The organism is Enterobacter sp. 4974935 (assembly GCF_058661735.1).
The window spans coordinates 952,786-974,321 of the sequence record NZ_JBZWGT010000003.1 but is presented as its reverse complement, the minus strand read 5'-3'; the positions used below and the strand labels follow the sequence as shown (position 1 = coordinate 974,321).

Genomic DNA, 21,536 nt, shown 5'->3' with positions numbered 1-21,536 from the left:
GTCGATTTATACAGGCTCACTGATAATATGTAACATATCAGAAACATTATCGGCGTTCTGCCGTTGTTCCACGGCTCTATCAGAGGTTAGTTATGAATACCGTATGTGCCAACTGTCAGGCTTTAAACCGCATTCCGGACGATCGGATGGATGACGGTGCGAAATGCGGGCGTTGTGGCCACGAATTATTTGATGGCGATGTCATTAACGCGACGGGTGCTACGCTGGACAAACTCCTCAAGGACGATCTGCCGGTTGTGGTCGATTTCTGGGCACCGTGGTGCGGCCCCTGCCGTAACTTTGCGCCCATCTTCGAAGACGTGGCTGAAGAGCGCAGCGGGAAAATGCGTTTTGTTAAAGTGAATACCGAAGCGGAACGTGAACTCAGCGCCCGTTTTCGCATTCGCAGCATTCCAACCATTATGATTTTCAAAAATGGGGAAGTGATCGACATGCTCAATGGTGCAGTACCGAAGGCGCCTTTCGACAGCTGGTTAAACGAATCCCTGTAACATTCACGGGGCACATCTTGTGCCCCGTTCTCTCCTCTGCGAAAATGGGTTTTTTCCTGCCTTTTCGCCCATGACTGATAACGCTGTACTTCAATTACGCGCCGAGCGCCTTGCGCGCGCAACCCGCCCTTTTCTGGCCCGAGGCAATCGTATTCGCCGCTGCCAGCGCTGCCTTTTACCGCTGAAAGTGTGTCTGTGCGAAACGCTTACACCGAGCGAGGCGAAAAGCCGTTTTTGTCTGGTCATGTTCGATACCGAACCGATGAAGCCCAGCAACACGGGGCGTTTGATCGCCGATATTCTGCCCAATACCGCAGCGTTTCAGTGGTCGCGCACTGAGCCACCTCAGGCTCTGCTTGACCTGGTGGCAAACCCGGACTATCAGCCCATGGTCGTTTTCCCGGCATCATATGCAGGCGAACAACGCCAGGTGCTTACGGCGCCACCATCCGGTAAGCCGCCGCTGTTTATTATGCTCGACGGCACCTGGACCGAAGCAAGAAAGATGTTTCGCAAAAGCCCTTATCTTGATGCGCTGCCGGTGATTTCCGTCGATCTGTCGCGCGTTTCGGCCTATCGCTTACGAGAAGCGCATGCCGAGGGTCAATATTGCACCGCTGAAGTCGCCATTGCGCTACTGGATCTGGCGGGCGATACCCAGGCGGCCAGCGCATTAAGCTCCCACTTCTCCTGCTTCCGCGAACGTTATCTGGCAGGAAAAACCGTTCATAAGGGTAGCGTCACAGCAACAGAGACAGAAAGCGTTTAAAATCATCAGGTCGCTTGCATTCACAGGAGGCCTGCATGAGCCAGAGAGGGTTAGAAGCGCTACTCCGTCCGAAATCCATTGCCGTTATTGGCGCCTCGATGAAACCGGACCGCGCAGGGTATCTGATGATGCGTAACCTGCTGGCTGGCGGGTTTAACGGCCCGGTCATGCCCGTTACGCCCGCTTATAAAGCGGTACAGGGGGTGCTGGCGTGGCCGGACGTGCAAAGTTTACCGTTTGTTCCCGACCTCGCCGTGCTCTGTACGCATGCGAAACGAAACCTCGAATTGCTTGAGTCGCTCGGTCAGAAAGGCTGTAAAACCTGCATTATTCTTTCCTCGCCTCCTGAACAGCAGCCCGAACTGCTGGCCTGCGCCAGCCGCTACCAGATGCGCATTCTTGGTCCAAATAGCCTCGGTCTGCTTGCGCCCTGGCAAGGGCTGAATGCCAGTTTTTCCCCGGTTCCGATCCGTAAAGGCAAACTGGCCTTTATTTCACAGTCGGCAGCGGTATCCAATACCATCCTCGACTGGGCGCAGCAGCGTGAGATGGGCTTTTCCTATTTCATCGCCCTCGGCGACAGCCTGGACATTGACGTTGATGAGCTGCTGGATTTCCTGGCGCGTGACAGCAAAACCAGCGCTATCCTGCTCTACCTTGAACACCTGAGCGACGCCCGTCGTTTTGTGTCGGCGTCGCGTAGCGCATCGCGTAATAAACCGATTCTGGTCATCAAAAGCGGGCGCAGCCCCGCGGCTCAGCGCCTGCTGCAATCCCATTCCGGGATGGATCCCGCATGGGATGCAGCGATCCAGCGCGCCGGTTTACTGCGGGTACAGGATACGCACGAGCTTTTTTCCGCCGTCGAAACGTTGAGCCACATGCGTCCCCTGCGCGGTGAAAAGCTGATGATTGTCAGCAACGGAGCCGCTCCCGCCGCCCTGGCGCTGGACGAGCTCTGGCTACGCAACGGCAAGCTGGCCACGCTGGGTGAAGAGACGCTCCAGCGCCTGCGGGACGCGTTACCGGGAAGCGTTGTTCCCGATAATCCCCTCGATTTGCGCGATGATGCCAGCAGCGATCGTTACATTAAGGCGATCACGATTTTGCTGGATAGCCAGGACTTTGATGCGCTGATGATTATCCATTCGCCCAGCGCGGTTGCGCCAGGCAGCGAAAGTGCACGAACGCTGATTGAGGCTGTCCGAAACCATCCGCGCGGCAAATACGTCACCCTGCTGACCAACTGGTGCGGCGAGTTCTCCTCGCAGGAAGCGCGACGTCTGTTTAGTGAAGCCGGGTTGCCAACCTACCGTACGCCAGAGGGCACCATAACCGCGTTTATGCATATGGTTGAGTACCGCCGCAACCAGAAGCAGCTGCGTGAAACGCCTGCCCTACCGGGCAACCTCACAGCAAAATCGGTGGACGTACACAGTTTATTGCAACAGGCCATCGAAGAGGGCGCCACTTCGCTTGATACGCATGAAGTGCAACCCATTCTTGGCAGCTATGGGATGCAAACACTGCCGACCTGGATTGCCGGTGACAGCGCTGAGGCGGTACATATCGCTGAGCAGATTGGCTATCCGGTCGCGCTGAAGCTGCGCTCCCCCGATATTCCGCACAAATCGGATGTTCAGGGCGTCATGCTGTATCTTCGCACCGCGACAGAAGTACAACAGGCCGCGGATGCCATTATCGATCGCGTTAAAATGACGTGGCCACAGGCCCGGATCCACGGCCTGCTGGTGCAGAGCATGGCTAACCGAGCAGGTGCGCAGGAGCTGCGCGTGGTCGTCGAACACGATCCGGTTTTTGGTCCACTTATTATGTTGGGTGAAGGCGGCGTTGAATGGCGGCCAGAAGAACAAGCGGCTGTCGCGCTTCCACCTCTAAACATGAACCTGGCGCGTTATTTGGTTATTCAGGCCATCAAAAGTAAAAAAATCCGCGGCAGAAGCGCTCTGAGGCCGCTTGATATCGCCGGGTTAAGCCAGTTTCTGGTGAAGGTCTCCAACCTCATTGTTGACTGTGCGGAGATCCAGCGCCTGGACATCCACCCGCTCCTCGCTTCCGGAAATGACTTCACTGCCCTCGACGTGACGCTGGAAATTGCGCCATTTGTCGGTGAACGGGAAAGCCGTCTCGCCATTCGTCCTTATCCTCTCCATCTGGAAGAGTGGGTGGAGATGAAAAATGGAGAGCGGGCACTGTTTCGCCCTATCCTGCCGGAAGACGAGCCGCTGCTGCGAGCGTTCATCTCGCAGGTGACGAAAGAAGATTTGTACTATCGCTATTTCAGCGAAATTAATGAATTTACCCACGACGATTTAGCCAATATGACCCAGATCGACTACGATCGAGAAATGGCGATTGTGGCGGTCCGCCGTTCCGCAGAGGGAGAGGAGATCCTCGGCGTGACGCGTGCCATTTCCGACCCGGATAACGTGGATGCGGAGTTTGCCGTACTGGTGCGTTCCGATCTTAAAGGTTTGGGTTTGGGCAGACGGCTGCTCGAAAAACTCATTGGTTATACGCGCGATCACGGATTGTCACGGCTCAATGGCATTACTATGCCAAATAATCGGGGTATGGTGACCCTGGCGCGGAAGCTCGGTTTTGACGTTGATATCCAGCTGGATGAAGGCATTGTCTCTTTGTCCCTCAGCCTGACTTCGACGGATAAACAAGAGTAAGCTGCTGGAAATGTTACCCACTTTTCCCGGCACTGGGGTATCATTGTCCGCTTATGTTGTTTGCCTGGTACAGACAACCCTTCAATGAACAGAGAAGAAACGCACTGTGATGTTGTCAAAATTTAAGCGTAATAAACATCAACAACACCTTGCTCAACTACCGAAGATTTCTCAGTCAGTTGATGATGTAGAGTTCTTTTATGCTCCCGCTCATTTCCGGGAGACGCTTCTTGAAAAGATTGCCAGCGCTACGCGACGTATTTGCATTGTGGCGCTCTATCTTGAACAAGATGAAGGTGGGCGTGCGATCCTGAACGCGCTCTATGAAGCGAAACGTCAGCGTCCGGAACTGGATGTTCGCGTGCTGGTTGACTGGCACCGTGCTCAGCGTGGCCGTATTGGTGCGGCTGCCTCGAATACCAATGCGGACTGGTATTGCCGCATGGCCCAGGAAAATCCGGGTATTGATATCCCGGTATATGGCGTACCGGTGAATACCCGTGAAGCGCTTGGCGTTCTTCATTTCAAAGGATTTATCATCGATGACAGCGTCCTTTACAGCGGCGCCAGCCTGAATGATGTTTATCTCCATCAGCTCGATAAATACCGTTACGATCGCTACCATCTTATCCGTAATCCGCAGATGACCGACATCATGTTCAACTGGGTTGATAAAAACCTGGTTCATGGCCGGGGTGTGCACCGTCTTGACGATCCTCATCGCCCGAAAAGCCCGGAAATCAAAAACGACGTTCGCTCCTTCCGCCAGGAGCTGCGCGATGCGATTTATCGTTTCCAGGGTGATGCCAATAATGAAGAACTGTCCGTTACGCCTCTGGTAGGCCTGGGTAAATCCAGCCTCCTGAACAAGACTATCTTCCATTTGATGCCGTGCGCGGAGCATAAGCTCACCATCTGCACCCCGTACTTCAACCTTCCCGCCGTTCTGGTGCGTAATATCATTCAGCTGCTGCGTGATGGTAAAAAGGTGGAAATCATTGTCGGGGATAAAACGGCAAACGACTTTTTCATTCCGGAAGATCAGCCTTTCAAGATCATCGGCGCACTGCCTTATCTCTATGAGATTAACCTGCGCCGCTTTCTGAGCCGTTTACAGTACTATGTGAACACGGACCAGCTCGTCGTGCGCCTCTGGAAAGATGAAGATAACAGTTATCATCTCAAAGGAATGTGGGTTGATGACGAGTGGATGCTGCTGACCGGTAATAACCTGAACCCACGCGCCTGGCGTCTGGATTTGGAAAACGCCATTCTTATTCACGATCCTCAGCATGCGTTAGCCGCGAAACGCGATCGTGAGCTGGAGCTTATACGCACGCATACCACAGTGGTTCGTCATTATCGCGATCTGCAAAGCATCGCTGATTACCCGGTGAAAGTTCGCAAGCTGATTCGCCGTCTACGTCGGATCCGTATCGATCGCCTCATCAGCCGCATTCTGTAATACACGAGCCCTGTCATCGACGGGGCTTTTTTATGGAGCCTGTTAATGCGTACGCCTTGCCTGATAATCCCTCTTTTGCTGACAGGTTGCAGCCATATGGCTAATGATAACTGGTCGGGTCAGGATAAAGCTCAGCACTTTCTGGCGTCTGCAATGATGTCCGCTGCGGGTAATGAGTATGCGCTGCACCAGGGTTATAGCAGGGATCGAAGTGCCACAATAGGCCTGATGTTCTCCATCAGCCTGGGGGCATCAAAAGAACTTTGGGATAGCCGCCCCTCGGGAAGCGGCTGGAGCTGGAAAGATTTTGCCTGGGACGTAGCCGGGGCAACAACCGGCTACGCCGTCTGGCAGATGGCGCATTATTAAAGACGGATACCTTTTCCTTTGCGATGCAGCATCAGCGAGACAATAAACGCCAGCGCCCCCATAACGGTGACATACCAGAAAAAGGTCGTTTCACTGCCCCATGACTTAAGGGATAACGCGACATACTCTGCCGAACCGCCGAACAGGGCGTTTGCAACCGCATAAGAGAGGCCTACGCCCAGCGCCCTCACCTGTGCGGGAAACATTTCCGCTTTCAAAATGCCACTGATTGCCGTGTAAAAACTGATAATAATGAGCGCCACCATGATTAAAGCGAAAGCGGCATACGGAGAGGTTGTATGCTGTAGCGCCGTCAAAAGCGGAACGGTACCCAGGGTTAGCATGCCGCCAAAGATCAGCATGGAGGTACGGCGACCAATTTTGTCCGACAGCGCGCCGACAATCGGCTGGATGAGCATAAAGACCAGTAACGCCACCGTCATGACGACACTCGCAACGTTTGCATGCATGCCCGTGGTGTTAACCAGATATTTTTGCATGTAGGTGGTGAAGGTATAGAAACTTAGCGAGCCCGCGGCGGTAAAACCTAACACCATCAAAAATGCTTTGCGGTTTCGCCAGAGCCCCTTCATCGAGCCCGCCTCTTTCAGCGCCCTGACCTCCTGTTGAGAGGTTTCATCAAGCTGACGGCGTAGCCACAGGGCGACAACCGCCAGGGCAGCGCCCATAGCAAACGGGATGCGCCAGCCCCAGGCGCGTAAATCTTCATCGCTAAGGATCTGTTGAAGGATCACCACAACCAGTAACGCCAGTAGCTGTCCGCCAATGAGGGTTACATACTGGAATGATGCATAGAAACCTTTGCGCCCTTCAACCGCCACTTCGCTCATGTATGTCGCACTGGTGCCATATTCGCCACCGACCGATAGCCCCTGGAACAGACGTGCCAGCAACAACAACGCCGGTGCCCATGTTCCGATAGTCTCATAACCGGGCAGGCAGGCAATCACCAGCGAGCCGACGCACATCATGCATACAGAGATGAGCATGGATGTCTTGCGCCCTTTCCTGTCCGCGATCCTGCCGAATAGCCATCCACCGATAGGTCGCATCAGGAACCCGGCGGCAAAAACGCCTGCGGTTTGCAAAAGCTGAGTTGTGGTGTTCCCTGACGGGAAAAAGATATGCGCAAAGTAGAGTGAACAAAATGAATAGACGTAAAAGTCAAACCACTCTACAAGGTTTCCTGATGAGGCCCCAACGATTGCCCAAACCCGACGGCGAGTATCCTTACCTGCCAAATTGGTGTTATCCGTATCTGCACTGGCTACGGTTTCTGTCATTTTAATATCCCCTGTCTCACATTGCGGGCCTTTGCCCACAAACAGTAAAACCGGATTTAAAACGAATCGTTAGGTAAATAAAATGTTTCCGATATGTTTCATTGCGTTTTGTGAAGTCGATCAGCTATCTAATTATTAGCGGACGCAGTAATTATCCCCAGGACTGCTGGTGGGCCTTTTTTCGCTGCAAGTAATCTTCGTCTGCACGAATTTTATCCCACCACTTTTTGAAGACTGCGGCTGCTTCTGCTTTTACTGGATCGTGATCGAGGGGTTTGACTTGTCGTTCCGCATCATACTTTTTACCGCCCTTATGATTCGCGTATCGCCGGGCGCGGGTATAGCCCATTTGTATGAATTTACGCGCCATATCCATGCCTACAAAATCGTTTTTACTGCGGTACTCTTCAAATAGAGCGTATATCTCTTGTGCCGAACGCGCTGCGACTTCAGAATTTTTAAAACGCCAGTGTGGAAGGATTTCGCTTTTATAAGGCTCGACCATCAATACGCCCTGCTCACCCCGGCCAACCTGATACCGTTCGGGATGTTCGCGAAAATTTATATTTGCAAAATCTTGTTGGTAATCAAAAGGACGAGTCAAAGCAGCACCATTGTTAAAATCGTTTTAACAATTGTAGGCCGGATAAGGCGAAGCCGCCATCCGGCATGTTTTTCCGCGCACAAAGCAAAAAACCCCGCACCTTCCGGTACGGGGTTTTTTCTGTTTGATGCCTGGCAGTTCCCTACTCTCACATGGGGAGACCCCACACTACCATCGGCGCTACGGCGTTTCACTTCTGAGTTCGGCATGGGGTCAGGTGGGACCACCGCGCTAAAGCCGCCAGGCAAATTCTGTTAATCTGTATCAGGCTGAAAATCGTGTCTGTCTCTTCGCCAAAACAGCTTCGGCGTTGTAAGGTTAAGCCTCACGGTTCATTAGTATCGGTTAGCTCAACGCATCGCTGCGCTTACACACCCGACCTATCAACGTCGTAGTCTTCAACGTTCCTTCAGGAGACTTAAAGTCTCAGGGAGAACTCATCTCGGGGCAAGTTTCGTGCTTAGATGCTTTCAGCACTTATCTCTTCCGCATTTAGCTACCGGGCAGTGCCATTGGCATGACAACCCGAACACCAGTGATGCGTCCACTCCGGTCCTCTCGTACTAGGAGCAGCCCCCCTCAATTCTCCAGCGCCCACGGCAGATAGGGACCGAACTGTCTCACGACGTTCTAAACCCAGCTCGCGTACCACTTTAAATGGCGAACAGCCATACCCTTGGGACCTACTTCAGCCCCAGGATGTGATGAGCCGACATCGAGGTGCCAAACACCGCCGTCGATATGAACTCTTGGGCGGTATCAGCCTGTTATCCCCGGAGTACCTTTTATCCGTTGAGCGATGGCCCTTCCATTCAGAACCACCGGATCACTATGACCTGCTTTCGCACCTGCTCGCGCCGTCACGCTCGCAGTCAAGCTGGCTTATGCCATTGCACTAACCTCCTGATGTCCGACCAGGATTAGCCAACCTTCGTGCTCCTCCGTTACTCTTTGGGAGGAGACCGCCCCAGTCAAACTACCCACCAGACACTGTCCGCAACCCGGATTACGGGTCTACGTTAGAACACCAGCCATTAAAGGGTGGTATTTCAAGGTTGGCTCCACGCAGACTGGCGTCCACGCTTCAAAGCCTCCCACCTATCCTACACATCAAGGACCAGTGTTCAGTGTCAAGCTATAGTAAAGGTTCACGGGGTCTTTCCGTCTTGCCGCGGGTACACTGCATCTTCACAGCGAGTTCAATTTCACTGAGTCTCGGGTGGAGACAGCCTGGCCATCATTACGCCATTCGTGCAGGTCGGAACTTACCCGACAAGGAATTTCGCTACCTTAGGACCGTTATAGTTACGGCCGCCGTTTACCGGGGCTTCGATCAAGAGCTTCGCGTTGCCGCTAACCCCATCAATTAACCTTCCGGCACCGGGCAGGCGTCACACCGTATACGTCCACTTTCGTGTTTGCACAGTGCTGTGTTTTTAATAAACAGTTGCAGCCAGCTGGTATCTTCGACTGATTTCAGCTCCGTCCGCAGGGACTTCACCTACATATCAGCGTGCCTTCTCCCGAAGTTACGGCACCATTTTGCCTAGTTCCTTCACCCGAGTTCTCTCAAGCGCCTTGGTATTCTCTACCTGACCACCTGTGTCGGTTTGGGGTACGATTTCGTGTTACCTGATGCTTAGAGGCTTTTCCTGGAAGCAGGGCATTTATCACTTCAGCACCGTAGTGCCTCGTCATCACACCTCAGCGTTAATAAGGTACCGGATTTACCTGGAACCTCCGCCTACATGCTTAAACCGGGACAACCGTCGCCCGGCTGACATAGCCTTCTCCGTCCCCCCTTCGCAGTAACACCAAGTACAGGAATATTAACCTGTTTCCCATCGACTACGCCTTTCGGCCTCGCCTTAGGGGTCGACTCACCCTGCCCCGATTAACGTTGGACAGGAACCCTTGGTCTTCCGGCGAGCGGGCTTTTCACCCGCTTTATCGTTACTTATGTCAGCATTCGCACTTCTGATACCTCCAGCATGCCTCACAGCACACCTTCAACGGCTTACAGAACGCTCCCCTACCCAACAACACATAGTGTCGCTGCCGCAGCTTCGGTGCATGGTTTAGCCCCGTTACATCTTCCGCGCAGGCCGACTCGACCAGTGAGCTATTACGCTTTCTTTAAATGATGGCTGCTTCTAAGCCAACATCCTGGCTGTCTGTGCCTTCCCACATCGTTTCCCACTTAACCATGACTTTGGGACCTTAGCTGGCGGTCTGGGTTGTTTCCCTCTTCACGACGGACGTTAGCACCCGCCGTGTGTCTCCCGTGATAACATTCTTCGGTATTCGTAGTTTGCATCGGGTTGGTAAGCCGGGATGGCCCCCTAGCCGAAACAGTGCTCTACCCCCGAAGATGAATTCACGAGGCGCTACCTAAATAGCTTTCGGGGAGAACCAGCTATCTCCCGGTTTGATTGGCCTTTCACCCCCAGCCACAGGTCATCCGCTAATTTTTCAACATTAGTCGGTTCGGTCCTCCAGTTAGTGTTACCCAACCTTCAACCTGCCCATGGCTAGATCACCGGGTTTCGGGTCTATACCCTGCAACTTAACGCCCAGTTAAGACTCGGTTTCCCTTCGGCTCCCCTATACGGTTAACCTTGCTACAGAATATAAGTCGCTGACCCATTATACAAAAGGTACGCAGTCACCCCATAAAGAGGCTCCCACTGCTTGTACGTACACGGTTTCAGGTTCTTTTTCACTCCCCTCGCCGGGGTTCTTTTCGCCTTTCCCTCACGGTACTGGTTCACTATCGGTCAGTCAGGAGTATTTAGCCTTGGAGGATGGTCCCCCCATATTCAGACAGGATACCACGTGTCCCGCCCTACTCTTCGAGTTCACAGCAAGTGTGCTTTCGTGTACGGGACTATCACCCTGTACCGTCGGACTTTCCAGACCGTTCCACTAACACACAAGCTGATTCAGACTCCGGGCTGCTCCCCGTTCGCTCGCCGCTACTGGGGGAATCTCGGTTGATTTCTTTTCCTCGGGGTACTTAGATGTTTCAGTTCCCCCGGTTCGCCTCGTTAACCTATGTATTCAGTTAACGATAGTGCAACGAATTGCACTGGGTTTCCCCATTCGGACATCGCCGGGTCAAAGGTTCATATCACCTCGCCGGCGCTTTTCGCAGATTAGCACGTCCTTCATCGCCTCTGACTGCCAGGGCATCCACCGTGTACGCTTAGTCGCTTAACCTCACAACCCGAAGATGTTTCACTTCTGATTGCGAAAATTTGAGAGACTCGAACACACATGAGCTGTGTGTCGTTTCAATTTTCAGCTTGATCCAGATTTTTAAAGAGCAAATATCTCAAACATGACTCGCAAGTCAGTTTTGAGATATGACGGCAGGTGACTTTCACTCACGAACCAGCAAGTGGCGTCCCCTAGGGGATTCGAACCCCTGTTACCGCCGTGAAAGGGCGGTGTCCTGGGCCTCTAGACGAAGGGGACGTACAGTCTCAATCGCAAGACGCCTTGCTATTTACTTTTCATCAGACAATCTGTGTGAGCACTGCAAAGGCAGGTTCTTTAAGGTAAGGAGGTGATCCAACCGCAGGTTCCCCTACGGTTACCTTGTTACGACTTCACCCCAGTCATGAATCACAAAGTGGTAAGCGCCCTCCCGAAGGTTAAGCTACCTACTTCTTTTGCAACCCACTCCCATGGTGTGACGGGCGGTGTGTACAAGGCCCGGGAACGTATTCACCGTGGCATTCTGATCCACGATTACTAGCGATTCCGACTTCATGGAGTCGAGTTGCAGACTCCAATCCGGACTACGACGCACTTTATGAGGTCCGCTTGCTCTCGCGAGGTCGCTTCTCTTTGTATGCGCCATTGTAGCACGTGTGTAGCCCTACTCGTAAGGGCCATGATGACTTGACGTCATCCCCACCTTCCTCCAGTTTATCACTGGCAGTCTCCTTTGAGTTCCCGGCCTAACCGCTGGCAACAAAGGATAAGGGTTGCGCTCGTTGCGGGACTTAACCCAACATTTCACAACACGAGCTGACGACAGCCATGCAGCACCTGTCTCAGAGTTCCCGAAGGCACCAAAGCATCTCTGCTAAGTTCTCTGGATGTCAAGAGTAGGTAAGGTTCTTCGCGTTGCATCGAATTAAACCACATGCTCCACCGCTTGTGCGGGCCCCCGTCAATTCATTTGAGTTTTAACCTTGCGGCCGTACTCCCCAGGCGGTCGACTTAACGCGTTAGCTCCGGAAGCCACGCCTCAAGGGCACAACCTCCAAGTCGACATCGTTTACGGCGTGGACTACCAGGGTATCTAATCCTGTTTGCTCCCCACGCTTTCGCACCTGAGCGTCAGTCTTTGTCCAGGGGGCCGCCTTCGCCACCGGTATTCCTCCAGATCTCTACGCATTTCACCGCTACACCTGGAATTCTACCCCCCTCTACAAGACTCTAGCCTGCCAGTTTCGAATGCAGTTCCCAGGTTGAGCCCGGGGATTTCACATCCGACTTGACAGACCGCCTGCGTGCGCTTTACGCCCAGTAATTCCGATTAACGCTTGCACCCTCCGTATTACCGCGGCTGCTGGCACGGAGTTAGCCGGTGCTTCTTCTGCGGGTAACGTCAATCGACAGGGTTATTAACCCTGTCGCCTTCCTCCCCGCTGAAAGTACTTTACAACCCGAAGGCCTTCTTCATACACGCGGCATGGCTGCATCAGGCTTGCGCCCATTGTGCAATATTCCCCACTGCTGCCTCCCGTAGGAGTCTGGACCGTGTCTCAGTTCCAGTGTGGCTGGTCATCCTCTCAGACCAGCTAGGGATCGTCGCCTAGGTGAGCCGTTACCCCACCTACTAGCTAATCCCATCTGGGCACATCCGATGGCAAGAGGCCCGAAGGTCCCCCTCTTTGGTCTTGCGACGTTATGCGGTATTAGCTACCGTTTCCAGTAGTTATCCCCCTCCATCAGGCAGTTTCCCAGACATTACTCACCCGTCCGCCACTCGTCAGCGAAGCAGCAAGCTGCTTCCTGTTACCGTTCGACTTGCATGTGTTAGGCCTGCCGCCAGCGTTCAATCTGAGCCATGATCAAACTCTTCAATTTAAGTTTGATGCTCGTGAATTAAACTTCGTAATGAATTACGTATGTTCACTCAGAGACTTGGTATTCATTTTTCGTCCGAGGACGTTAAGAATCCATGTCACTTTGAGTGCCCACACAGATTGTCTGATAAATTGTTAAAGAGCAGTGCCGCTACGTTTTCGCTGCGGCGCGGGGTGTGCATATTACGCTTTCCCGCTACAGAGTCAAGCGTTTATTTTGCTTTTCTCTGCTGACCCGGCGGCTTGCGTGCCGTTGTTCCGTGTCAGTGGAGGCGCATTATAGGGAGTTATTCTGAGGCTGCAAGTGCAAAGTGAAAATTATTTACTGACTGCTCACTTTCCAGGCAAAACACATCTCAGACCTTAATTCTTGCCTGGTTTTTAAACAAAAACGAGCCGCAAGCGGCCCGTTTTTGCGTTTTGTGACTTACTGCACTGCCACAATTCGGTCTTCGTTGGCTTCCAGACGGATAACTTTGCCCGGAACCAGCTCCCCGGAAAGGATTTGCTGCGCCAGCGGGTTTTCGATCTGCTGCTGGATTGCACGTTTTAACGGACGCGCGCCATAAACAGGATCGTAACCATTCTCGCTCAGCAGTTTCAGCGCATCATCCGAGATGTGGATTTCATACCCACGCTCTTCCAGACGCTTGTACAGACGCTGCAACTGGATCTGCGCAATCGACGCAATGTGTTTCTCACCCAGCGGATGGAACACGACTACTTCATCAATACGGTTGATGAACTCCGGACGGAAGTTTTGGCTGACCACACCCAGCACCAGATCTTTCATATGGCTGTAATCCAGCTCACCGAAGCGTTCCTGAATCAAATCGGAACCCAGGTTCGAGGTCATGATCACCACCGTGTTACGGAAGTCGACCGTTCTTCCCTGCCCGTCCGTCAGACGCCCATCATCCAGCACCTGCAACAGAATGTTAAACACGTCAGGATGAGCCTTTTCCACTTCATCCAGCAGGATGACGGAATAAGGACGACGACGAACCGCTTCCGTCAGGTAACCGCCCTCTTCATAACCGACATATCCCGGAGGCGCACCGACCAGACGCGAGACGGAGTGTTTCTCCATAAACTCGGACATATCGATACGCACCATCGCGTCATCGCTGTCGAACATAAAGTTAGCCAGCGCTTTACACAGCTCGGTTTTACCGACACCGGTTGGCCCCAGGAAAAGGAACGAGCCGATTGGACGATTCGGATCGGACAGCCCCGCACGGCTACGACGAATGGCGTTAGATACCGCTTCGACCGCTTCGTTCTGTCCAATGACGCGCTGATGCAGATCCTGCTCCATACGCAGCAGTTTCTCACGTTCGCTTTCCATCATGCGAGCCACAGGAATACCCGTCCAGCGCGCCAGCACTTCGGCAATCTCGGCATCCGTCACTTTATTACGCAACAGACGCATGGTTTTGCCTTCCGACTGCGTGGCGATCTCAAGCTGTTTTTCCAGCTCAGGGATCTTGCCGTACTGTAGCTCGGACATCCGCGCCAGATCTCCTACGCGACGGGCCTGCTCAATGGCAATTTTCGCCTGCTCCAGCTCCGCCTTGATTGTCTGGGTGCCAGAGAGGGAGGCTTTCTCAGCTTTCCACTCTTCTTCCAGCTCAGAATACTGACGCTCTTTCTCGTCCAGTTCTTCGTTAAGCATATCGAGGCGTTTCTTACTCGCTTCGTCAGACTCTTTGTTCAGCGCCTGCTGTTCCAGCTTGAGCTGGATAATGCGGCGATCGAGTCGGTCCAGCTCTTCCGGTTTCGAGTCAATCTGCATACGGATGCTGGACGCCGCTTCATCGATAAGGTCGATGGCTTTATCCGGCAACTGACGGTCGGCAATGTAACGATGCGAAAGCGTCGCCGCCGCAACGATGGCCGGGTCAGTGATCTGCACGTGATGGTGCAGCTCATAACGCTCTTTCAGACCACGCAAAATGGCGATGGTATCTTCAACGCTTGGTTCTGCGACAAACACCTTCTGGAAGCGTCGCTCCAGCGCGGCATCTTTTTCAATGTACTGACGATACTCGTCCAGCGTAGTGGCACCGACGCAGTGAAGTTCACCACGTGCCAGCGCAGGTTTCAGCATGTTCCCTGCATCCATTGCGCCGTCAGCTTTACCTGCCCCCACCATAGTGTGCAGTTCGTCAATAAACAGGATGACGTTGCCTTCCTGTTTCGCCAGATCGTTCAGCACGCCTTTCAGACGCTCTTCAAATTCACCGCGGTATTTCGCCCCGGCCACCAGCGCGCCCATATCCAGCGCCAGTACGCGACGGCCTTTCAGCCCTTCGGGCACTTCGCCATTAACGATACGCTGCGCCAGCCCTTCAACGATGGCGGTTTTACCGACGCCAGGCTCACCAATCAGCACCGGGTTGTTTTTGGTACGGCGTTGCAGTACCTGAATAGTCCGGCGAATTTCTTCGTCGCGACCGATTACCGGGTCAAGTTTGCCCTGCTCGGCACGTTCGGTCAGATCGACCGTAAATTTTTTCAAAGCCTGACGTTGGTCTTCGGCTCCCTGGTCGTTCACGCTTTCACCTCCGCGCATTTTCTCAATCGCCTGGGTCACATTAGCGGTGGTTGCACCGGCGGATTTCAGCAGGTCGGTTAAGGTACCGCGTGATTCAAGCGCCGCCAGAACAAACAGCTCTGACGAAATAAAGTTGTCCCCACGTTTTTGCGCCAGCTTGTCGCAAAGGTTCAGTACACGCACCAGATCCTGTGACGGCTGTACGTCGCCACCGGTACCTTCTACCTGCGGTAAACGACTCAGCGCCTGATCGATGGCGGTGCGTAACTGGCCGGCATTAATGCCAGCGGACGTTAACAAAGGACGTACCGATCCCCCTTCCTGATTCAGCAAGGCGCTCATTAAATGAAGAGGTTCGATAAATTGGTTGTCGTGCCCCAGTGCGAGGGACTGGGCATCGGCGAGAGCAAGCTGGAATTTATTAGTAAGACGATCCAGACGCATAACTCCTCCCATAACAGGTCAAATTTGCTACTGGAGATTAAATGAGGTCATCCCTCAATTATTCAAGGTTAATAACCTGAATTATGTGAAAAGAAAACGGCGCGTACCGGATCGTCTTGATTCTTTAGGTTATATCAGCCAAATGAAACTTGCCATACGGCCTGTCGTCTTGTCACGGCGCCAGGAGAAAAAATCACCCTTTTCGGTGAATGTACAGCGATCGCCGCCGAAGATCTGGGTCACGCCGACATTATTAAGGCGCTGGCGGGCAAGCTGATAAATATCGGCCAGATATTTATCGCCGGATGCCACAAACGCATTAACCGCCTGAGGATCTTTTTCCATAAAAGCTTGCCGAACCTCAGGCCCCACTTCAAATGCCTGCGGGCCAATCGCCGGGCCAAGCCAGGCGATGAGATTTGCAGAATCGTCATGGAAGCAGGCAACGGTCTCTTCCAGCACGCCTTCGCACAGGCCTCGCCATCCGGCGTGGGCAGCAGCCACTTCAGTTCCTGCCTTATTGCAGAACAACACCGGCAGGCAATCAGCAGTCATCACCGCGCAAACCGTTCCCGGCGTATTGCTGTACGAAGCATCGGCGCGTTTAGACGCATAGGGCTCCCCCGTCAGCTTCAGCACCGCTTTACCGTGCACCTGCTCAAGCCAGACCGGTTTTGAAGGAAGGTTTCCCGCAGCAAAGAGGCGTTTACGGTTCTCTTCAACGTGCTCCAGGTTATCGCCACAGTGCGCACCGAGGTTCAGAGACTCCCACGCGCCCTGGCTCACGCCACCGATACGGGTTGAACTACAGGCGGCCACGCCTTCAGGCAGTGGCCACGCCGGGACAATCAGTTTGGTCATAACCAGTCCACGTGATCCTTATGTTCTTCGAAATCTGCGCGCATCGCGTCGATAAGTTCCACCATATCCTGTGGGATAGGCGCATGCCATTCCATCTGAATTCCGGTGATTGGGTGGTAAAGACGTAGCATCGTCGCATGCAGCGCCTGGCGATCGAATTTACGCAGCACGGAGATGAATTCATCCGATGCGCCCTTTGGTGGACGCGGACGACCGCCGTAAACAGGGTCACCCACCAGCGGATGGGTAATATGCGCCATGTGCACGCGGATCTGGTGAGTACGCCCGGTTTCCAGACGCAGACGCAGGCGCGTATGAATACGGAAATGTTCCATGATGCGGTAATGGGTTACCGCCGGTTTACCCATCGGGTGCACGGACATATGCGTACGCTTGGTTGGATGACGACTAATCGGCTCTTCCACCGTGCCGCCAGAGGTCATATGACCAATCGCCACCGCTTCATACTCACGGGTGATTTCGCGCAGCTGCAAAGATTCCACCAGTCGAGTCTGGGCGGGGATCGTCTTCGCCACCACCATCAGACCCGTGGTGTCTTTATCCAGACGGTGAACGATACCGGCACGCGGTACGTCAGCTATCGGCGGGTAATAATGAAGGAGTGCGTTAAGTACCGTACCGTCAGGATTACCCGCGCCCGGATGGACGACAAAGTCACGCGGTTTGTTGATGACCAGAATATCGTCATCTTCGTAGACGATATCCAGCGGGATATCCTGCGGCTCGAAGCGGACTTCCTCTTCGATTTCAGCATTGATGGCGACAGCTTCCCCACCAAACACTTTCTCTTTTGGTTTGTCCCAGATCTTGCCGTTTACCAGCACGCGCTGGTCAAGGATCCATTCTTTTATACGTGAACGCGAATAATCAGGGAACAATTCGGCCAAAGCCTGATCTAAGCGTTGACCGAGCTGATTTTCGGAGACTGTTGCGGTGAGTTCTACTCGTTGTGCCATAAACTGCTTCTTCGTTTAACGTTGGGTTTTACGGCTTTGCCGTTTAATATAGTGTGCTATTGTAGCTGGTCTTAATCGGGAGCAGGAACTGAGTTTCTCCCGGACAAACATTTGAGGAAAGTCAAAACGTCATGACGCGCATGAAATATCTGGTGGCAGCGGCCACGTTGAGCCTGGCTTTGGTGGGCTGCTCCGGTTCGAATGAACAGGTCCCTGACAATCCGCCGAATGAAATCTATGCGACTGCACAACAAAAGTTGCAGGACGGTAACTGGAAACAGGCGATAACGCAACTGGAAGCGTTGGATAATCGCTATCCGTTTGGTCCGTATTCACAGCAGGTACAGTTAGATCTTATCTACGCCTACTATAAAAATGCCGATCTGCCGCTGGCTCAGGCAACGATCGATCGTTTCATGCGTCTGAACCCTACCCATCCTAACATCGATTACGTGATGTACATGCGCGGCCTGACTAACATGGCGCTGGATGACAGTGCATTGCAGGGCTTCTTCGGGGTGGATCGTTCTGACCGTGACCCGCAACATGCGCGTGATGCTTTCAATGACTTCTCCAAACTGGTGCGTAGCTACCCGAACAGCCAGTACATTACCGATGCCACTAAGCGTCTGGTGTTCCTGAAAGATCGTCTGGCGAAATACGAGTACTCCGTCGCGGAATACTACACTCGCCGTGGCGCATGGGTTGCCGTGGTTAACCGTGTAGAAGGCATGCTGCGTGATTATCCAGATACCCAGGCCACGCGTGATGGCCTGAAGCTGATGGAGAATGCGTATCGCCAGATGCAGATGACGGCTCAGGCTGACAAAGTGGCGAAAATCATCGCCGCGAACAGCAGCAACACCTGATACCGCTACAACGCATAACGGCAGCCCGCAGGCTGCCGTTTTTTTATTCTTTCAGACTTACGCTGAAGCGGTTTAGCTTCAACACATCCAGTCAACTATGACCGCAATTGCTGGCTTCGACAAGGTAAATCTCACCTCTTCCTGCCCTGCCTCACAAAAAAGATTCCCTGACAAAAACCGACAAAATAACGTGATCTAAATCACACATTTTGACATTAGGTCGGGTATGCTGGAATCACCAAGACGGAAAGACAAGAGGTAAAATTTATGACAATGAACATTACCAGTAAACAAATGGAAATTACTCCGGCAATCCGCCAGCACGTCGCAGACCGTCTCGCCAAACTGGATAAATGGCAAACACATTTGATTAATCCACATATCATCCTGTCCAAGGAGCCGCAGGGTTTCGTCGCTGATGCAACTATCAATACTCCAAACGGCCATCTGGTCGCCAGCGCTAAACACGAGGATATGTACACCGCAATTAACGATTTGATCAACAAGCTGGAACGGCAGCTCAATAAAGTGCAACACAAAGGTGAAGCCCGTCGCGCCACAACATCGGTGAAAGACGCCAGCTTCGCGGAAGAAGTTGAAGAAGAGTAATCCTTTAAATTGAGTGTACCGACAACGCGCCTTCGGGCGCGTTTTTTATTGACAGGATCAAAACAGTACAGGTACTTTAACCCTATCAATTTCAGGATGACCTAATGAAACAGACGCCGTTTTTCTTCGCATTCTTTTTTACCTTCCCCTGACCGGGAGGCGTTTCGTCGTGTGATAAAGAATGCGAAGACGAACAACAAGGCCTCCCACACCGGGAGGCCTTTTTTATTGATAACGATAAAATGAGACAGACAACACTATGACACCGGAAAACCCGCTCCTGGATTTACGCGTAAAAATCAGTGCACTCGACGAAAAGTTACTGGCCCTGCTGGCAGAACGCCGCGCGCTCGCCATTGAAGTGGGCAAAGCCAAGCTGGATTCTCATCGGCCGGTGCGCGATATAGATCGCGAGCGTGATTTACTGGAACGGTTGATACAGCTCGGCAAAGCGCATCATCTTGATGCCCACTACATCACCCGCCTGTTCCAGCTCATCATTGAAGATTCCGTTCTGACGCAACAGGCCCTGCTCCAGCAGCATCTGAACAAAACCAACCCGCACTCTGCTCGGATCGCTTTCCTCGGCCCGAAAGGTTCTTATTCTCACCTGGCGGCTCGCCAGTACGCAGCCCGTCATTTCGAAGAGTTCATTGAGAGCGGTTGTGCAAAATTTGCAGACATCTTCAACCAGGTCGAAACCGGCCAGGCAGATTACGCCGTGGTGCCTATTGAGAACACCAGTTCCGGCGCCATCAACGATGTTTACGATCTGCTCCAGCACACCAGCCTGTCGCTGGTCGGTGAGCTGACTATTCCTATCGATCACTGCGTGCTGGTCTCTGGCTCAACCGATCTGAGTCAGATCGAAACGGTGTACAGCCACCCGCAGCCGTTCCAGCAGTGCAGCCAGTTCCTGAACCGTTATCCGCACTGGAAAATTGAGTACACCGAAAGCACCTCGGCGGCGATGGAAAAAGTGGCGCAGGCAAACTCTCCTGCCGTCGCGGCACTCGGTAGCGAAGCGGGCGGCGCGCTGTATGGCTTACAGGTGCTGGAACGCAATCTGGCCAACCAGACGCAAAATATCACCCGTTTCGTGGTTCTTGCCCGCAAGGCCATCAACGTGTCGGACCAGGTCCCGGCGAAAACCACCCTGCTGATGGCGACCGGCCAGCAGGCGGGTGCGCTGGTTGAAGCGCTGCTGGTGCTGCGTAATCACAACCTGATCATGACGAAGCTGGAATCCCGCCCAATACATGGCAACCCGTGGGAAGAGATGTTCTATCTCGACGTTCAGGCCAACCTGGAGTCTGCATCCATGCAGAAAGCCCTGCGCGAACTGGGCGAGATCACACGCTCCATGAAAGTACTGGGCTGCTATCCGAGCGAAAACGTGGTCCCGGTCGATCCGGCTTAATGTTCGATAAAGCGGCTTTTCTTCATCCCTGCCACATTTACAGGCAGGGTGAAGATGGCACCGGAAAGCGGGTATTTCGCCAGCTCCTCCGCCTCCATATTTTCCCGCGTGGTGGTGATAAACAGCGTTTTCATATCGTCGCCGCCAAAGCAGACCATTGTCGGGCAGCGTACCGGCAGCCGGTATTCTTCCAGCTGTACGCCTTGCGGTGAAAACCGTGCGATACGCCAGCCGTCAAACAGTGCGCTCCAGTAGCAGCCTTCCTCATCCATTGCCGCTCCGTCGGGTATACCGTCTCCCTCGCTAAAACGGCGAAACTCTGCGCGCTTACCGGGTTCCCCCTGCTCATCAAGCGGCGTACGGTAAATCACACCGTTCGGCGTATCAGAAGTAAACATCCACCGTTTGTCAGGACTAAACGCTAAACCGTTATGCCCCTGAATATCGCACTGGATCACTTTCGGTGTCAGGTCGTTGTCGATACGCATCAACATGGCGCCGTTATAATCTCCCGGCCCCCAGAACGTGCCCGCATAAAACCGTCCCAGATGGTCGGTGCCTCCATCGTTAAAGCGTGCAAGCTGCGGGTTGGACGGGTTATCGCAAACCTTACGCTGGAGCAGGCCATGTTTATCGGTCAGCCAGATGGCGTTTCGCATCGCGACGATAAATCCGCCGCGTTCACGCAGGGCAAAACACCCAACTTCTTCATGGAATGAGAGCACCGAGTGTTCCGCGGTGGGCAGATGGTACCGATGAATCTCCCCTTCCAGAATATCCGCCCAGTAGAGCGCCTTTTCTTCAGCACTCCACGTCGGGCATTCGGGCAGATGCCCGGTATAGTTCAACAGCAGCTGCGGTTCAGCCATGACAGTTCCCCAAAATGAAAAAAGCCAGCATTGCTGTTTTAATTTTAGACGCAATAGGCTGAAACAAAAGGATTTGTTTCTGACGATGTCCACACGTCGTCCACGC

15 protein-coding genes, 1 tRNA gene, 3 rRNA genes and 1 other annotated feature are annotated in these 21,536 nt (G+C 53.3%); of the genes, 9 read left to right on the top strand and 10 right to left on the bottom strand.

Features of this window, described 5'->3' with window-relative positions; genetic code table 11:
- The first annotated feature begins 92 nt into the window (after window positions 1-92).
- The 5 genes from trxC (at window position 93) to AC4OVS_RS05890 (ending at window position 5,814) form a co-directional block, all read left to right on the top strand.
- Window positions 93-512 (top strand): thioredoxin TrxC, encoded by a 420-nt coding sequence (gene trxC, locus AC4OVS_RS05910; RefSeq protein WP_003860733.1) that lies wholly within the window; start codon window positions 93-95, stop codon window positions 510-512.
- A 70-nt stretch (window positions 513-582) separates the two neighbouring features.
- Window positions 583-1,281 (top strand): tRNA-uridine aminocarboxypropyltransferase, encoded by a 699-nt coding sequence (tapT, locus tag AC4OVS_RS05905; protein WP_023306729.1) that lies wholly within the window; start codon window positions 583-585, stop codon window positions 1,279-1,281.
- Window positions 1,282-1,316: 35 nt separating this feature from the next.
- Window positions 1,317-3,980: a bifunctional acetate--CoA ligase family protein/GNAT family N-acetyltransferase gene (locus AC4OVS_RS05900; protein WP_491922254.1), complete on the top strand. Its 2,664-nt coding sequence runs from the start codon at window positions 1,317-1,319 to the stop codon at window positions 3,978-3,980.
- A 109-nt stretch (window positions 3,981-4,089) separates the two neighbouring features.
- Complete coding sequence (pssA, locus tag AC4OVS_RS05895) at window positions 4,090-5,445, top strand: CDP-diacylglycerol--serine O-phosphatidyltransferase (protein ID WP_022649052.1); 1,356 nt, start codon at window positions 4,090-4,092, stop codon at window positions 5,443-5,445.
- A 45-nt stretch (window positions 5,446-5,490) separates the two neighbouring features.
- Complete coding sequence (locus AC4OVS_RS05890; protein ID WP_022649053.1) at window positions 5,491-5,814, top strand: YfiM family lipoprotein; 324 nt, start codon at window positions 5,491-5,493, stop codon at window positions 5,812-5,814.
- Here AC4OVS_RS05890 and AC4OVS_RS05885 read toward each other — a convergent pair.
- From AC4OVS_RS05885 to rluD, 9 genes are all read right to left on the bottom strand, one after another.
- Window positions 5,811-7,118, bottom strand: a complete 1,308-nt coding sequence (locus tag AC4OVS_RS05885; protein WP_038416531.1) for an MFS transporter — start codon at window positions 7,116-7,118, stop codon at window positions 5,811-5,813. The two genes, AC4OVS_RS05890 and AC4OVS_RS05885, sit on opposite strands and share 4 nt — an antisense overlap.
- A 151-nt stretch (window positions 7,119-7,269) precedes the next feature.
- Window positions 7,270-7,722, bottom strand: a complete 453-nt coding sequence (locus tag AC4OVS_RS05880) for a DUF4385 domain-containing protein (protein ID WP_032622345.1) — start codon at window positions 7,720-7,722, stop codon at window positions 7,270-7,272.
- Between the two features lie 129 nt (window positions 7,723-7,851).
- Window positions 7,852-7,967: ribosomal RNA gene (gene rrf / locus AC4OVS_RS05875) — 5S ribosomal RNA — on the bottom strand.
- Between the two features lie 69 nt (window positions 7,968-8,036).
- Window positions 8,037-10,941, bottom strand: a 23S ribosomal RNA gene (locus AC4OVS_RS05870).
- A 182-nt stretch (window positions 10,942-11,123) separates the two neighbouring features.
- Window positions 11,124-11,199 (bottom strand) — tRNA-Glu (locus AC4OVS_RS05865).
- Between the two features lie 84 nt (window positions 11,200-11,283).
- A 16S ribosomal RNA gene (locus AC4OVS_RS05860) occupies window positions 11,284-12,825 on the bottom strand.
- The 16S, 23S and 5S rRNA genes sit together here with 1 tRNA gene alongside, the layout of an rRNA operon.
- 426 nt (window positions 12,826-13,251) lie before the next feature.
- A complete protein-coding gene (gene clpB, locus AC4OVS_RS05855; protein ID WP_045308384.1) occupies window positions 13,252-15,825 on the bottom strand; it encodes an ATP-dependent chaperone ClpB in 2,574 nt (857 codons plus the stop codon).
- Between the two features lie 129 nt (window positions 15,826-15,954).
- Window positions 15,955-16,686 carry a purine nucleoside phosphorylase YfiH gene (gene yfiH / locus AC4OVS_RS05850; protein ID WP_171932823.1) on the bottom strand — a complete coding sequence of 244 codons (732 nt, stop codon included), beginning with the start codon at window positions 16,684-16,686 and terminating at the stop codon, window positions 15,955-15,957.
- Window positions 16,683-17,663, bottom strand: a complete 981-nt coding sequence (rluD, locus tag AC4OVS_RS05845) for a 23S rRNA pseudouridine(1911/1915/1917) synthase RluD (RefSeq protein WP_022649057.1) — start codon at window positions 17,661-17,663, stop codon at window positions 16,683-16,685. The genes yfiH and rluD overlap by 4 nt, the downstream gene beginning before the upstream one ends.
- A 131-nt stretch (window positions 17,664-17,794) precedes the next feature.
- Between rluD and bamD the strand changes: the two genes are divergently transcribed.
- The 4 genes from bamD to pheA all read left to right on the top strand — a co-directional run bounded on the left by bamD (window position 17,795) and on the right by pheA (window position 20,561).
- Window positions 17,795-18,532, top strand: a complete 738-nt coding sequence (gene bamD / locus AC4OVS_RS05840) for an outer membrane protein assembly factor BamD (protein WP_003863164.1) — start codon at window positions 17,795-17,797, stop codon at window positions 18,530-18,532.
- Window positions 18,533-18,799: 267 nt separating this feature from the next.
- On the top strand, window positions 18,800-19,141 hold the full coding sequence (gene raiA / locus AC4OVS_RS05835; RefSeq protein WP_006811628.1) for a ribosome-associated translation inhibitor RaiA: 342 nt from the start codon (window positions 18,800-18,802) through the stop codon (window positions 19,139-19,141).
- Window positions 19,142-19,244: 103 nt separating this feature from the next.
- Window positions 19,245-19,370 (top strand) — a sequence feature (Phe leader region).
- Window positions 19,246-19,293, top strand: a complete 48-nt coding sequence (gene pheL / locus AC4OVS_RS05830; RefSeq protein ID WP_100229775.1) for a pheA operon leader peptide PheL — start codon at window positions 19,246-19,248, stop codon at window positions 19,291-19,293. It overlaps the preceding feature by 48 nt.
- A gap of 30 nt (window positions 19,371-19,400) precedes the next feature.
- The gene (gene pheA, locus AC4OVS_RS05825) at window positions 19,401-20,561 is read left to right on the top strand and encodes a bifunctional chorismate mutase/prephenate dehydratase (RefSeq protein ID WP_023306733.1); all 1,161 of its coding nucleotides are present in this window, start codon (window positions 19,401-19,403) and stop codon (window positions 20,559-20,561) included.
- Here pheA and AC4OVS_RS05820 read toward each other — a convergent pair.
- Window positions 20,558-21,430, bottom strand: a complete 873-nt coding sequence (locus AC4OVS_RS05820; RefSeq protein ID WP_491922253.1) for an SMP-30/gluconolactonase/LRE family protein — start codon at window positions 21,428-21,430, stop codon at window positions 20,558-20,560. The genes pheA and AC4OVS_RS05820 overlap by 4 nt on opposite strands.
- Window positions 21,431-21,536 lie beyond the last annotated feature (106 nt).

What these genes read in the sequence shown, in the direction of transcription:
- tapT (WP_023306729.1), top strand. Translation starts at nt 583, where the DNA reads ATGACTGATAACGCTGTACTTCAATTACGCGCCGAGCGCCTTGCGCGC.
- AC4OVS_RS05900 (WP_491922254.1), top strand. Translation starts at nt 1,317, where the DNA reads ATGAGCCAGAGAGGGTTAGAAGCGCTACTCCGTCCGAAATCCATTGCC.
- AC4OVS_RS05820 (WP_491922253.1), bottom strand. Translation starts at nt 21,430, where the DNA reads ATGGCTGAACCGCAGCTGCTGTTGAACTATACCGGGCATCTGCCCGAA.
- AC4OVS_RS05885 (WP_038416531.1), bottom strand. Translation starts at nt 7,118, where the DNA reads ATGACAGAAACCGTAGCCAGTGCAGATACGGATAACACCAATTTGGCA.
- yfiH (WP_171932823.1), bottom strand. Translation starts at nt 16,686, where the DNA reads ATGACCAAACTGATTGTCCCGGCGTGGCCACTGCCTGAAGGCGTGGCC.
- AC4OVS_RS05890 (WP_022649053.1), top strand. Translation starts at nt 5,491, where the DNA reads ATGCGTACGCCTTGCCTGATAATCCCTCTTTTGCTGACAGGTTGCAGC.
- clpB (WP_045308384.1), bottom strand. Translation starts at nt 15,825, where the DNA reads ATGCGTCTGGATCGTCTTACTAATAAATTCCAGCTTGCTCTCGCCGAT.
- trxC (WP_003860733.1), top strand. Translation starts at nt 93, where the DNA reads ATGAATACCGTATGTGCCAACTGTCAGGCTTTAAACCGCATTCCGGAC.
- rluD (WP_022649057.1), bottom strand. Translation starts at nt 17,663, where the DNA reads ATGGCACAACGAGTAGAACTCACCGCAACAGTCTCCGAAAATCAGCTC.
- raiA (WP_006811628.1), top strand. Translation starts at nt 18,800, where the DNA reads ATGACAATGAACATTACCAGTAAACAAATGGAAATTACTCCGGCAATC.
- pssA (WP_022649052.1), top strand. Translation starts at nt 4,090, where the DNA reads ATGTTGTCAAAATTTAAGCGTAATAAACATCAACAACACCTTGCTCAA.
- pheA (WP_023306733.1), top strand. Translation starts at nt 19,401, where the DNA reads ATGACACCGGAAAACCCGCTCCTGGATTTACGCGTAAAAATCAGTGCA.
- bamD (WP_003863164.1), top strand. Translation starts at nt 17,795, where the DNA reads ATGACGCGCATGAAATATCTGGTGGCAGCGGCCACGTTGAGCCTGGCT.